Genomic DNA, 13,939 nt, shown 5'->3' on the forward strand with positions numbered 1-13,939 from the left:
TTATATAAAATATTGTATTAAAGTCTTTTAATGCTTTAAAAAAAATTATGTTAATTAAAGCCTTTCTTGTAGGCCTTGAACCACCTTTCAGGAATCTGTTGATTACATGCGTCTACATAATCCTTCTCGGTGCAAGGTAATAACGCAGGTGTATTGGCTTTAGTATGTGAAGTAAAAATTGATGGCACTTCTGTCCACCATCTTTCTGTTAATAAACTTTTGTAGAATACCAATTCTTCGTCTTCGCTAGGCACATTATACTTAACAAAGTCATCTGTTTTGGTGTACGGAGATTCTTTTATTCTAAAATTGATTCCTTCTATGAAGTACCATATTATCTGCGCTATAAGCTGTTGTGATTGTACGGTATTCTCCATTTCATACAATCCAAATACAGATACTTTATCGCTTATACCGGCATATCTAGATATTGCACAGATTTCTCTTCCATTGAATCCGTTAGGAGAGAAATTTGCCGACATAGAAATTTCACTTGCTTTTACCGATCGTAAGTCTAAACTTACCATATGGGCATTTCTTAGCACAGGTTCTGCCAAAGAAATATCGTTTGCGACCTCACCAAGCCTATAAGCATCAAAAAATAAACGCTCCATAAGATCAATTTCTTCTTGGGCATTAAAATAACTTTGATAACCAATGTTTGAAAAATTAAACAGATTGTTTGGCTTATCGGTGATGATCTTACTCATATAAGAATGAGAAGAGATAAGCTCGTCTTCTATTCCGAAATCAAACCTACTGTCTATAGCTACCAGGTTGATCATTTCCCTGATACCATCAAAAGCCCTATACGCAGGGTAGGTAATATCTTGTGTAGCCCCTAAAATAATAGGAATTATATCTTCTTCAAGTAAACCGGCAACTACTTCCTTTACCACAAAATAGGTATCCTCAACGGTAGCTCCTTCTTCAATATCACCTAAATCGACAATTGTAGCGTTCCAATTACCTATTAAGAGTTTATAGAACTGTAGTCTTATTGCGGAGACATCGAGCTTTTCGTGTTTCTTCTCATAGGCATTTCTAGATTCCCTTACCCCTAAAAGCGCTACTGTAGCGTTTGCCAATACAGGCAAACCATCTTTCTCAGTATGTATATAGGTGTTTTTACCAATAGACTGACTTGGCAATAACTCATTATGGGCTAAAACTTTGTCCGATACAGGAACTAGAAAATCAAAGGCCATTATAGAATATGTTTAGAAATCATAAAAATACTACACTCGTATTGAGACCTAAAAATAGATTACTTTTTTTTCTTAGCCTTAGCTTTTGTCTTTTTCTTTGGTGTTTTTTGTTCAATTAATTTTTGAGCTTCTGCCAAGGTCATTTTAGTTACATCGACCGTTTTGGCCAATTCTACCTTGATTTTACCTTTAATTACATTATGGCGCCCCCATCTAGCCTTCTCTATACGAATGCCTTCTTCTTCCCAGTTATGAATAACCTTATCGATCTCTTTTTGTTTTTTGATTTCGATTAGCTCTATAATGTCATCATTAGATAAATTATCAAAATCGTACTTTTTGTTTACGTTAATAAACATACCGTTCCATTTAATGAACGGCCCAAATCTACCTGTACCTTTTGTAACTTCTAAATCTTCGTACATAGCAATTGGCGCATCGGCCTTCTGCTTAGCAACAATAAGTTCTATAGCTCTATCCATCTCTATTTCAAAAGCACTCTCGCCTTTATCCATAGAAATAAATTTATCACCAAACTTTACGTACGGTCCAAATCTACCCACGTTGGCCAATACCTCTTCACCCTCGTAAACCCCTAATTTTCTAGGCAGTTTAAAAAGATCCATTGCCTCTTCATAAGAAATGGTGTTTAAAGATTGCTCTGGTAATAAACTTGCAAATGTTGGCTTTTCTTCATCATCAACGGTACCTATTTGCACCATTGGTCCAAATCTACCTAAACGTACAGATACTTGTTTTCCACTTTTTGGGTCTTTACCCAATATTCTTTCTCCGCTGGCACGGTCTGCATTTTCTTCTACATCTACTACATTAGGATGAAAGTCTTTGTAGAACTCTTTCATCATTTTCTTCCAATCCTCATCACCGGAAGCTATTTCATCAAAATCTTCCTCTACTTGTGCCGTAAAGTTATAGTCAAGAATATTCGCAAAATTGCTAACCAAGAAATCAGTTACGATCATACCAATATCCGTAGGCACCATTTTACCTTTATCAGAACCAACATTTTCGGTTAGATTCTTTGTTTCTATTTTATCTGAAGCCAATATCAATTGTTGATACTTACGCTCACTACCTTCAATAGTACCTTTTTCAACATAACCTCTATTAAGAATAGTAGATATTGTTGGCGCATATGTAGACGGTCTACCAATACCCAACTCTTCTAACTTCTTAACCAAAGATGCTTCCGTAAATCTATATGGTGCTCTTGTAAAACGTTCTGTCGCTGAAATAAAGTTGTTCAACAAACGCTCACCTTGCTTCATTGCCGGCAGCATACCTTCTTGTTCTTCTGCAACATCTTCATCATCTACACCTTCCATGTAAACTTTCAAGAAACCATCAAACTTTATTACTTCACCATTAGCTGTGAACTCTTCTGTATGTTTGTTGGCCTTTATTCTAACATTGGTACGTTCCAATTGCGCATCGCTCATTTGAGATGCAACGGTACGTTTCCATATTAAATCATATAATTTAGATTGATCACGCTCCAACGAAGGAGATTGATTCCCCATATCCGTAGGTCTAATGGCTTCGTGTGCTTCTTGAGCTCCTTTAGACTTCCCTTTAAAGTTTCTTGTCTCGCTATACTCTTTACCGTAGTTTTTTTCTATAGCTTCCTTGGCAGATGCTAATGCTTCGTTAGAAAGATTAACACTATCCGTTCTCATGTAGGTTATTAAACCCGCTTCATACAAACGTTGGGCTACCTGCATGGTTCTACCTACAGAAAAATATAATTTTCTTGATGCTTCTTGTTGTAATGTAGAAGTGGTAAACGGCGCAGATGGCGATTTCTTAGCCGGTTTTTTATCTAATTTACTTACTGAAAAATCAGCTGCTTTGTTTTTCTCTAAAAATGCCTTTGCATCTTCTTCGGTAGAAAAGGTTTTATTAAGTTTTGCGGAAAAAACACTTCCTGCCTCTGTTTTAAATTCTGCTGCTATCTTAAAAGATGCTTGTGGCTCAAAAGCCTCAATATCTCTTTCTCTTTCTACAATCAACCTTACGGCTACCGACTGAACACGACCAGCTGAAAGACCCGGTTTAATTTTTTTCCAAAGTACAGGTGATAGTTGATAACCTACCAAACGGTCTAATACTCGTCTAGCCTGTTGTGCATTTACAAGATTGAAATTGATTTCCCTTGGGTTCTCAATCGCTTTTTGAATAGCTGCTTTTGTAACTGAGTTAAAAACAATACGTTTTGTCTTCTTCTTGTCTAAACCTAGCTCTTCTGCCAAGTGCCAAGAAATAGCCTCTCCCTCACGATCCTCATCACTCGCAAGCCATATAGTTTCTGCTTTATCGGCAAGACCTTTGAGCTTCTTTACCAAAGCTTTCTTTTCTTTATCTACTATATATTTAGGGGTGAAATCATTCTCAACATCTACTCCCAACTCCTTAGAAGGTAAATCTGCAATGTGACCAAAGCTCGATTCTACCTTAAAATCCTTACCCAAAAACTTCTCTATAGTTTTGGCCTTTGCAGGAGACTCAACAATTACTAAATTTTTCGCCATCAACCTTGTTTATACTTACAAATGTATACTAAAAATTATACTTTGAAATTTCAGGAATTTATTTTTTCCCATATTTCAACAGTGTTTCATTCATAATTTCGTGAAATTCATAGATATAAACGAATCATTTCTCCATCTATAAACCTTGAGTGGCTACTATAAAAAAGGGGAGACTGAATCTGCCTCCCCTTTTTTTAACCATTTGGTAATTTTACAACTGTAAAGTGCTCAATAACCTAATATCGTTATTTACATATTCGTATTGATACAAGGTACCTTCACCAATCATTAAAAGAGATGATGACAATGGTATAACATCGTATGCAACAATATCTTCAAAAGTGTTGATTAAAGATATGTTAGGAGCATCGCTTTTGTCATAGACTTTTAAACCAGCACTACCATCACATACAAATAAGGTTTCTCCTTTTATTCCCAAACCATTAGGACCCGACATAGGATAAATTACTTTTAATTCCGGATTTTCCAGGTTGGATACATCAACAATATAAAGACCACTTTCCGCAGTGCCACAAAAATTACCGCCTTTTAGCGTTACATAAGCATAATCACCATCAACGACTACGGGGTCGCAAGCGGTTCCATGTCTAAATTCTGAAATAAACTCTGGCTTTTCAGGATTTTCTATTCCGTAAATATACATGCCTTGAGCACCTCCAATAAAAAGAATATCTCCTTGACTGTAAATTGTTTCAATATCCCAAGCTACTTGCACATCATCCAAAACCTTTACATTTTCTACATCGGCAATATCAAAAATATTAATGTCACTATAATCGACAACATAAAGGTAATCATCAATAATCTTAAATCGCGCTAATGATCCGCCTTGACCAGTACTTGGTTGTGGACTATCATTAAAACTTTCAAGAGAATCTACAACACAACCATCACAATTAAACCTGGACTCATACTCTTCTACCGACCTTCTTTCAGCTACAACATCCCAACCTATAACAATATCCCTATCGTAATCAATATCGCCGTATTCATAAAAATCTGCTTCAGGATAATCGATATCATACAACCAAACATCATTATTATAAATAGCATTTACAATTCGACTAGAAATAGTAATATTATTAATGTCCGATATATCAATAATAACCAGATCACCGTAGCTATCTGCGTAAATTTTATCATCTTTTATAGAAATATCATTGTTTCCTTCTAATTTGATAAAAGCAATACTTTCTGGATTTACAGGATCATGATTATCTATAACATGAAAACCCTGATTTACATCATTTACAAAAATATAATCTCCATAAGCATAAATTTTACCCGAAGAAACTATAGGCACTGGCTCAGTAACCGCTACTGCTTCAGCCTTAAAAGAAACGGCATCTTGCAAAATAGGCCTTGCTACAAGATAATCTTCATACGGTCCGTCATCATCGCATGACACCAATGCTGATGTGGCAATTACACACAAAACAAAAAAGAAATTTCTCATGGTCTTTAAATTTAAACGGTTGTACCCTATAGATTAATGCAACTGCTAATAGTTGCGTTATCAAGAGGTTAAATTTAAATTAACTCATTAAACCCTACTCCGTCCTTATACATATAATAAGTTGGCACTTTACTTAGCATTGCGGTAAAAAACACACCCACACAACATAAAATAATTCCTAATTGTGCAACGAACGACATTATAAACACCAACCCGAAAATAACCAGCCAGTTCTTGTTTCCTAACGTAAAGCTTGCCTTAACCATTTCTAATGGGGACAAATGGCTTGAAAAAGCCAAAAAAGCCGGCAGTATCGATAGAGGCACCATAACATAAAAAGCCCCTACCCCGCAAGCAAGTGCACCAAGTAAAGAGAGACCTAGCAAGTAGAGTGACAGAATAAAAACCTTACCTAAACGACCTTCCTTGAAAAAGTAAAAATAATCGTCGTTAGCAACTTCCTCTAGGTCTTTTTGCTTACATATTTTCAAAAACGCCGCATTCAACGCTAACGCAAATGTGGTTATACCTACTGCAAAAACCGGAACAAGAATAGCCATGGCAATTGCCACCATAGGCGGTAACTCGTTTTGCCGAAGTGCTTCGGGGTCGGTTATTCCCATTGCGATCATGGGGATATACATTATGATATAGAATGGCAAAATGACAACAAATGTCAAAAGCAAAATGATAACGCCCTGAAGCCATACCTTTTTAAAAAGTTCTATAGATCTACTAAAGATGGTACCAAATTCTAAATCTGGCTTATTTTTAATGTATTGAGTTAGGTTTTTTAAATTCATTGGTATAGGTGGTTATAATTAAGGATAAAACTAAATAATTTATTATAAGAAAGCTTAAACTATCGCTAAATAATCATGTCATCTTGTCATATTTTTGATTATAATAGTATCTTTGCCATCCAAATTATTTTATACGCAACGTATTACAAAAATGGAGAAAACCATAGACGAAAATGTGCAGGGCACAACTTTGGTAGTTGAAGGAAAAGAAACGAACAAACGTAATCTTTACATTGAGAGTTACGGTTGCGCCATGAATTTTTCAGACAGTGAAATTGTAGCATCTATTTTAGCGACCGAAGGTTTTAATACCACCCAAACATTAGAGGAAGCCGATTTAGTACTTGTAAATACATGTTCTATTAGAGACAAAGCAGAACAGACCATTCGTAAAAGATTAACCGAATATAACAAGGTAAAAAAATCTAGACCGCATTTAAAAGTAGGTGTACTCGGCTGCATGGCTGAACGCCTTAAAGACAAACTTTTAGATGAGGAAAAAATAGTTGACATGGTGGTTGGCCCAGATGCCTATAAGGATCTGCCAAACCTGATCAAAGAAGTGGATTCTGGAAGAGATGCCGTAAATGTAATTCTCTCAAAGGATGAAACCTACGGCGATATTGCACCTGTAAGATTAAATACAAACGGAGTTACGGCTTTTGTTTCCATCACCAGAGGATGTGACAATATGTGCACATTTTGTGTTGTGCCATTTACAAGAGGGCGTGAACGTAGTAGAGACCCTCAATCGATTTTAGCTGAAATCAAAGAACTTTCTGAAAAAGGTTTTAAAGAAATTACTCTTTTAGGACAGAACGTAGATAGTTATTTATGGTATGGTGGCGGACTCAAGAAAAATTTTGAAAATGCTTCTGAAATGCAGAAAGCGACCGCAACTAATTTCTCTAAACTTTTAGATACGGTTGCCACTGCCTATCCAAAAATGAGAATTCGTTTTTCAACATCTAACCCTCAAGATATGACCTTAGATGTAATTAGAACCATGGCAGCGCATAAAAACATATGCAACCACATTCACTTACCGGTGCAAAGTGGTAGCAATCGTATTTTAAAGGAAATGAACCGCCTGCACACTATTGAAGAGTATTTTGAACTTATAGACAATATCAGAAAAATAATACCCGACTGTGCCATTTCACAAGATATTATCAGTGGTTTTCCTACCGAAACAGAAGAAGACCATGCCGATACCTTAAAAGCATTGGAATATGTAAAATATGATTTTGGTTACATGTATGCATATTCAGAAAGACCGGGCACTTTAGCTGGCAGAAAAATGGAAGACGACGTACCTGAGCCAACAAAAAAGAGGCGTCTTTCTGAAATTATCGCTTCACAAAGAAGCCACTGTCAGTTTAGAACAGAGAAGCACGTTGGCAAAATACAAGAAGTATTGATCGAAGGTACTTCCAAAAAATCCAAAGATGAGTGGATGGGCAGAAACTCTCAAAGTACCGTTGTCGTTTTCCCAAAGGAGGACTACAAAGTTGGTGATTTTGTAAACGTTCAAATAAATGATTGCACTTCTGCTACCTTAAAAGGTATTGCAGTTGGGTATTCTGACAATAATTAACTTTTAGTAGCCATTTTATATGGAAAGCATACAAAGTATAAAACAACGTTTTGAAATTATAGGGCAAGACCCCAAACTAAACCGTGCATTAGAAAAAGCGATGCAAGTTGCGGCAACCGATATTTCTGTATTGGTTACGGGAGAAAGTGGTGTAGGTAAGGAATCTATTCCTAAAATTATTCATTCGTTGTCTCATAGAAAACATGCAAAATACATTGCCGTAAACTGCGGAGCCATACCCGAGGGCACTATTGACAGTGAACTTTTTGGTCACGAAAAGGGAGCATTTACAGGTGCTACGCAAACAAGAAGCGGATATTTTGAAGTTGCCGATGGTGGAACCATATTTTTAGACGAAGTTGGTGAGCTGCCTTTAACCACACAGGTTCGTTTATTACGTGTTCTGGAAAATGGCGAGTTTTTAAAGGTTGGTTCTTCGCAAGTACAGAAAACCGATGTGCGCATTGTTGCGGCGACCAACGTGAATATGTTCGAGGCGATTAAAAAAGAACGTTTTAGAGAAGATTTATATTATAGATTAAGTACCGTTGAAATTAACATTCCACCTTTGCGGGATCGCCAAGATGACATTCATTTACTCTTTAGAAAATTTGCATCAGATTTTAGTCAGAAATACAAAATGCCTACTATTAGACTAGATGACCATGCCGTTTCATTACTTACCAAATACAGATGGCCGGGAAACATACGCCAGTTAAGAAATATTGCAGAACAAGTATCTGTTCTTGAAGAAAATAGATCTATAACCGCATCTACCCTACACGGTTATTTACCTAACAATACCACAAGTAATTTACCTGCGGTAGTTTCAAATTCAAAATCTGAAAGTGATTTTAGTAACGAAAGAGAAATCCTATACAAGGTTTTGTTCGATATGAAAGGAGACCTCAACGATCTTAAAAAGTTGACCATGGAACTGCTTAAGAACAATGATTCTCAAAAGGTGCAAGAGGAGAACGAAAACCTTATTCGAAAAATCTACGGCAATGAAGATGACGAAGATGTCGATATCGACCATGACACTCAAGATGACAGCCCTTTAAACGTTCTACACTTACCTGAACCAATGAAAGAAGAAGCTGCCATAATACAAGATTCATACGAAGACAAATATCATTTTGCCGAAGAAATTCAAGAGGAAGAAACCCTATCTTTACAAGAGAAAGAGATAGAGTTGATAAAAAAATCATTAGAAAGAAACCGAGGTAAAAGAAAGGCCGCGGCAACAGAACTTGGTATTTCTGAGCGCACCCTTTATCGCAAAATAAAGCAATACGACCTTTAAATACATGAACAACATTTCAATGAAATATTTTAGAAAAGTACTACTGTACATTTTACCGATTACCTTGTTTTTAGGTTGTGGTGTATATAATTTCACAGGAGGTAACGTTGGCGAGGCCAAAACATTTAAAGTAACCTATTTCCAAAATTATGCTACCCAGAGTCCAGGATCTACTTTTGAACCTGGTGTAGATAGAGACTTCACATTGGCCTTACAGGACCGAATTCAAAACCAAACCAGTTTAGAATTGATCAATACCGGCAACCCAGATTTACTTTATGAAGGTGAAATAACAGAATATAAAATTTCACCTATGTCTGCAACTGCAGATCAAACCGCTGCCCAAAACAGATTAACCATGCGGGTTAAAGTTAGATTTTATAATCAATTGAAAGAAGACGCCGGTTTCGACCAAAGTTTTTCATTCTTTTATGACTACCCTGCAGATACACAATTGGCAACAATTAAAAGTGAAGCACACGAAACCATTTTTGAAAGGTTAACACAAGATATTTTTAACGCTTCTCTCGCAGATTGGTAAAACTATGAACGTTAAGGACTTTACATATTTTCTAGAAAATCCTACCAAAGTGGTAGAACCTATTCACACAAAACATTTAGAAGATATTATTGCCGAATATCCATATTTTCAAGCTGCACGTGCCCTTCACTTAAAAGGCCTTAAAAATTTAAATAGCTACAAATACAACAAAGCGCTAAAAACAACAGCTGCTTTTACCACAGATAGAGATGTACTTTTTGAATTCATTACATCAAAAGACTTCTTGCAGTACGATGCCCCTATTGAAAAAATTGCAAAAATAGAGGTCAACAATGCTATTGAAGTTACCGAAGAGACTAAAGAAGTTTCCGAAATAAACAAAATTGTATCTGCAGAAAAAGAAGATACATCCAATATAACCGAAGATACCAATACACCTGAAGACACCAACAGTCTTAAAGAGTCCATCTCCGAACCTAAGGTCATAAAACTTGAAGAAAAATCCAATGAAATTGATGAAGCTTCAACCGTAAGTTTAATTACTCCTTCAGAAGACAGTCCTTTACCTCAAGATGAAAAAGATGCCGAACAGATTTTAGATCCTGAGTTATTTCAGTCTAAAAATCCAGAAACGACCGAAGAAGAAGATGCCCTTGATATAGGTAAACCATTAACTTTTGATGCCAAGGAAAAATATTCTTTTTCAGAATGGTTAAGCCTTGCGTCTAAAAAACCATTGGAAAAATCTAGCGATGAATCTCCTGTAGCTCCAAAAGAAGAGCTGGAGGAAGAAATCAACCAGGCGCCAACCGCTTCTATCGAAAAAAGCGCTGATACAAAAAGGCAAGAATCAGAAATTGCCAATACACCGGAAGCTAAGAGCAAGCCTATAAAGAAAGTAAGACCTAAAAACGAGGCCATTAAAAAGAAATATGATCGTATTGACAAGTTCATAGCCACTAATCCTAAAATAGTACCTACAGAACAAAGTGCTATAATAGATATTTCAAAGTCTTCGACTATTGACCAAAACGAGCTTATGACAGAGACTTTGGCAAGGGTTTATCTTGAGCAAAAAAAGTATAAAAAGGCTATTCAGGCATTCAAAATTTTAAGTTTGAAATATCCAGAAAAAAGTAGTTTCTTTGCAGACCGAATTAAGGCGGTAGAAAAATTACGAAAAGATAATAAATAATTTAGAATGAGTACATTTTCAATATTCCTGATACTTATCATTGTCGTTTGCTTATTGTTAGTATTGGTGATCATGGTACAGAACCCAAAAGGTGGCGGACTTTCTTCTTCCTTTGGCGGAGGTGGAAACCAAGTAGTTGGTGGAGTTAAAAAAACAGGTGACTTCTTAGATAAGAGCACATGGACACTAGCTGGTTTATTAATAGTTTTAATATTAGCATCTAACATTGCCCTTAAAGGTAATTTTGGAGATGCAGATTCTAAATTATTACAAGGTGACGATATTGAAACAGTTGTTCCTGAAACGTTGCCAGAAGAGGTAACACCACCAGCAACAAATGAAGCTACGCCTTCAGATAGTTTATAGAAGATACACTACAATATATTTTAAAATGCCAGCTTATGACAAGCTGGCATTTTTTGTTTACAATTTGTCAGTAAAAAGGCTATGGCATAATTTCTGCCTTTATGAACGCACGAAACTAAAAATCAATTTAAAAATTAATAATTATGGCTAAAGTTAATATCAAACCATTGGCAGACCGAGTTCTTATTGAGCCAATGGCAGCTGAAACTAAGACTGCGTCTGGACTTTACATTCCTGATACCGCAAAAGAGAAACCACAGAAAGGCAAAGTAGTTGCCGTGGGTCCTGGTACAAAAGATGACAGTGTTACCGTTAAAGTTGGAGATACGGTTCTTTATGGAAAGTATGCAGGCACCGAGCTAAAATTAGAAGGTACTGATTACTTGATGATGAGAGAGAGTGATATTCTAGCTATTATCTAAAATAGCTTTTTAATTTTCACAGAATAGATAATTAATAATTTTAATGACCCAAGGAGAACATCACCAGGTCAAAATTTAAACAACAAATAAAAATGGCAAAAGATATTAAGTTTGATATAGATGCTAGAGACGGTCTTAAAAGAGGTGTTGATGCATTGGCAAACGCGGTAAAAGTAACATTAGGCCCAAAAGGTAGAAATGTTATTATCAGCAAATCATTTGGTGCACCACAAGTAACTAAAGATGGTGTTACCGTAGCAAAAGAAATTGAATTGGAGAACCCATTAGAAAATATGGGTGCGCAAATGGTAAAAGAAGTTGCTTCTAAAACCAATGATTTAGCAGGTGACGGTACTACTACCGCTACCGTTCTTGCACAGGCAATCGTAAAAGAAGGCTTAAAGAACGTTGCTGCAGGTGCAAACCCAATGGATCTTAAAAGAGGAATAGACAAAGCTGTTGAAGCTATTGTTGCCGATTTAGCAAAACAAGCTAAAAAAGTTGGTGATTCTTCTGAAAAAATTAAACAAGTTGCTTCTATCTCTGCAAACAACGACGAAACTATTGGCGATTTGATCGCTCAAGCATTCGGAAAAGTTGGTAAAGAAGGTGTTATTACCGTTGAAGAAGCTAAAGGTACCGATACTTATGTTGACGTTGTTGAAGGTATGCAATTTGACAGAGGTTACCTTTCTCCATACTTCGTTACAGATTCAGAAAAAATGGTTTCTGACCTAGAAAATCCATACATCTTATTATTCGATAAGAAAATATCTTCAATGAAAGATTTATTACCGGTATTGGAGCCTGTTGCTCAATCTGGTAAACCTTTATTGATCATTGCCGAAGATGTAGATGGTGAAGCCTTAGCTACTTTGGTTGTGAACAAATTAAGAGGTTCTTTAAAAATTGCCGCTGTTAAGGCTCCAGGTTTTGGTGACCGTAGAAAAGCAATGTTAGAAGATATCGCAATTTTAACTGGTGGTACCGTTATTTCTGAAGAAAGAGGTTTCTCTTTGGATAACACTACTTTAGACATGTTAGGTACTTGCGAAAAAGTACAGATAGATAAGGACAATACAACTATCGTTAACGGTGGTGGTGTTGCAAAAGATATCAAAACTAGAGTTAACCAGATCAAATCTCAAATAGAGACAACTACATCTGATTACGATAAGGAAAAACTTCAAGAGCGTTTGGCTAAATTAGCCGGTGGTGTTGCCGTACTTTACGTAGGTGCTGCTTCTGAAGTTGAAATGAAGGAGAAGAAAGATAGAGTTGATGATGCGTTACACGCTACAAGAGCTGCCGTTGAAGAAGGTATTGTTGCTGGTGGTGGCGTTGCTTTGGTAAGAGCTAAATCTGTTCTTTCAAAAGTATCTACAGATAATGAAGATGAGGCTACAGGTCTACAAATCGTAGCTCGTGCCATTGAAGCTCCTTTAAGAACGATAGTTTCTAACGCAGGTGGTGAAGGTTCTGTTGTAATCGCTAAAATTCTAGAAGGAAAAGGCGATTATGGATACGATGCCAAATCTGAAAAGTATGTTGAAATGATGAAAGCAGGTATTATTGATCCTAAGAAAGTAACTAGAGTAGCATTAGAAAATGCAGCTTCTGTTTCTGGTATGATCTTAACTACCGAATGTGCTTTAACCGACATTAAAGAAGATGCTCCGGCAATGCCTCCTATGGGTGGCGGTGGCGGAATGCCAGGCATGATGTAGGTCGACAGCGTCGACAGGCAATTATTAGCTTGTTCTTACAGTTTATATTATTTAAAACCGCTCTTGAAATATCAAGAGCGGTTTTTTATTTCAAATATGAGCAACAAAAAAACCACCTTCTTTATTTACAGAAGGTGGTTTTATTGTCCAAACGGTATCGCCTTCTAAAGGCAATAACTTAACTACTTCTTTCTAGGAGCAGCTTTTGGAGCAGCCTTTTTACCAGCTTTTGCCGGTGTAGGCTTCGCAGCTGGTTTCCCCGCTGATTTTGCTTGTGCCATTGCTATAGAATTTAAGATAAATCTATAGCTAATGTATTTCAGATTTTGATCCGTGATTATTTCATTGGCAAAATATTAACTATAATATTTCTCCAATTCATATTAATCCATAATCGCACTGAAGCACAGAGTTTTACTACTCATTACCATGATGCATACCATCATCGGAATTGTCTTCTCTATACCTGCAACATGGATGAACACTATTATAAGCTTTCTCTGTTGCCTTTAGTTCTTTGGTATCATGACCGACCGCAACTATAGCCGTTTTGATCTTCATGGCATCGGTCTTACGCTCATCCATTATAATATCCAATTGATGTGTAGGTATACTCCAATTTGCGTACTTCACTCCTTTTACGTTTAAGGCAGCTTCTTCAATTCGCTCTTTGCACATGGCGCATCTACCATTTACATCAAAAGTCATTTTCTTGTTCTTGTCTTGCGCATAGGTAACTACGGCAATCAACATCATTGCAATTGATAAAATCGTTGTTTTCATTATA

At 36.5% G+C, this 13,939-nt stretch carries 12 protein-coding genes; 7 read left to right on the forward strand and 5 right to left on the reverse strand.

What is annotated here, in order from left to right; all coding sequences use genetic code 11:
• Positions 1-50: 50 nt before the first annotated feature.
• The 4 genes from EXIGUO8A_RS04490 to EXIGUO8A_RS04505 form a co-directional block, all read right to left on the reverse strand.
• Positions 51-1,208 (reverse strand): formimidoylglutamase, encoded by a 1,158-nt coding sequence (locus EXIGUO8A_RS04490; RefSeq protein ID WP_159302090.1) that lies wholly within the window; start codon positions 1,206-1,208, stop codon positions 51-53.
• Between the two features lie 59 nt (positions 1,209-1,267).
• Positions 1,268-3,757: a type I DNA topoisomerase gene (gene topA, locus EXIGUO8A_RS04495; RefSeq protein WP_159302091.1), complete on the reverse strand. Its 2,490-nt coding sequence runs from the start codon at positions 3,755-3,757 to the stop codon at positions 1,268-1,270.
• A gap of 211 nt (positions 3,758-3,968) precedes the next feature.
• Positions 3,969-5,234 carry an LVIVD repeat-containing protein gene (locus EXIGUO8A_RS04500; RefSeq protein ID WP_159302092.1) on the reverse strand — a complete coding sequence of 422 codons (1,266 nt, stop codon included), beginning with the start codon at positions 5,232-5,234 and terminating at the stop codon, positions 3,969-3,971.
• A 74-nt stretch (positions 5,235-5,308) separates the two neighbouring features.
• Positions 5,309-6,037, reverse strand: coding sequence for a hypothetical protein (locus EXIGUO8A_RS04505; RefSeq protein ID WP_159302093.1), 729 nt, complete (start codon positions 6,035-6,037; stop codon positions 5,309-5,311).
• Positions 6,038-6,188: 151 nt separating this feature from the next.
• Here EXIGUO8A_RS04505 and miaB point away from each other — a divergent pair, with 151 nt between their 5' ends.
• From miaB to groL, 7 genes are all read left to right on the forward strand, one after another.
• On the forward strand, positions 6,189-7,634 hold the full coding sequence (gene miaB / locus EXIGUO8A_RS04510; RefSeq protein WP_159304395.1) for a tRNA (N6-isopentenyl adenosine(37)-C2)-methylthiotransferase MiaB: 1,446 nt from the start codon (positions 6,189-6,191) through the stop codon (positions 7,632-7,634).
• A 19-nt stretch (positions 7,635-7,653) separates the two neighbouring features.
• Positions 7,654-8,940 (forward strand): sigma-54 interaction domain-containing protein, encoded by a 1,287-nt coding sequence (locus tag EXIGUO8A_RS04515; protein ID WP_159302094.1) that lies wholly within the window; start codon positions 7,654-7,656, stop codon positions 8,938-8,940.
• Between the two features lie 19 nt (positions 8,941-8,959).
• A complete protein-coding gene (locus EXIGUO8A_RS04520; RefSeq protein ID WP_116771705.1) occupies positions 8,960-9,481 on the forward strand; it encodes an LptE family protein in 522 nt (173 codons plus the stop codon).
• Positions 9,482-9,485: 4 nt separating this feature from the next.
• Positions 9,486-10,637, forward strand: coding sequence for a hypothetical protein (locus tag EXIGUO8A_RS04525; RefSeq protein WP_159302095.1), 1,152 nt, complete (start codon positions 9,486-9,488; stop codon positions 10,635-10,637).
• A 6-nt stretch (positions 10,638-10,643) separates the two neighbouring features.
• A complete protein-coding gene (gene secG / locus EXIGUO8A_RS04530) occupies positions 10,644-11,003 on the forward strand; it encodes a preprotein translocase subunit SecG (protein ID WP_159302096.1) in 360 nt (119 codons plus the stop codon).
• Positions 11,004-11,146: 143 nt separating this feature from the next.
• Positions 11,147-11,425, forward strand: a complete 279-nt coding sequence (locus EXIGUO8A_RS04535) for a co-chaperone GroES (RefSeq protein ID WP_036156781.1) — start codon at positions 11,147-11,149, stop codon at positions 11,423-11,425.
• 92 nt (positions 11,426-11,517) lie between these two features.
• Positions 11,518-13,152 (forward strand): chaperonin GroEL, encoded by a 1,635-nt coding sequence (gene groL / locus EXIGUO8A_RS04540; protein ID WP_116771097.1) that lies wholly within the window; start codon positions 11,518-11,520, stop codon positions 13,150-13,152.
• 417 nt (positions 13,153-13,569) lie between these two features.
• On the opposite strand, the gene EXIGUO8A_RS04545 is transcribed toward groL, so the two are convergent.
• Positions 13,570-13,935 (reverse strand): heavy-metal-associated domain-containing protein, encoded by a 366-nt coding sequence (locus EXIGUO8A_RS04545; protein ID WP_159302097.1) that lies wholly within the window; start codon positions 13,933-13,935, stop codon positions 13,570-13,572.
• Between the last annotated feature and the right edge of the window lie 4 nt (positions 13,936-13,939).

Origin of the sequence: Maribacter litoralis (assembly GCF_902506355.1) — a bacterium.
GTDB lineage: Bacteria > Bacteroidota > Bacteroidia > Flavobacteriales > Flavobacteriaceae > Maribacter > Maribacter litoralis.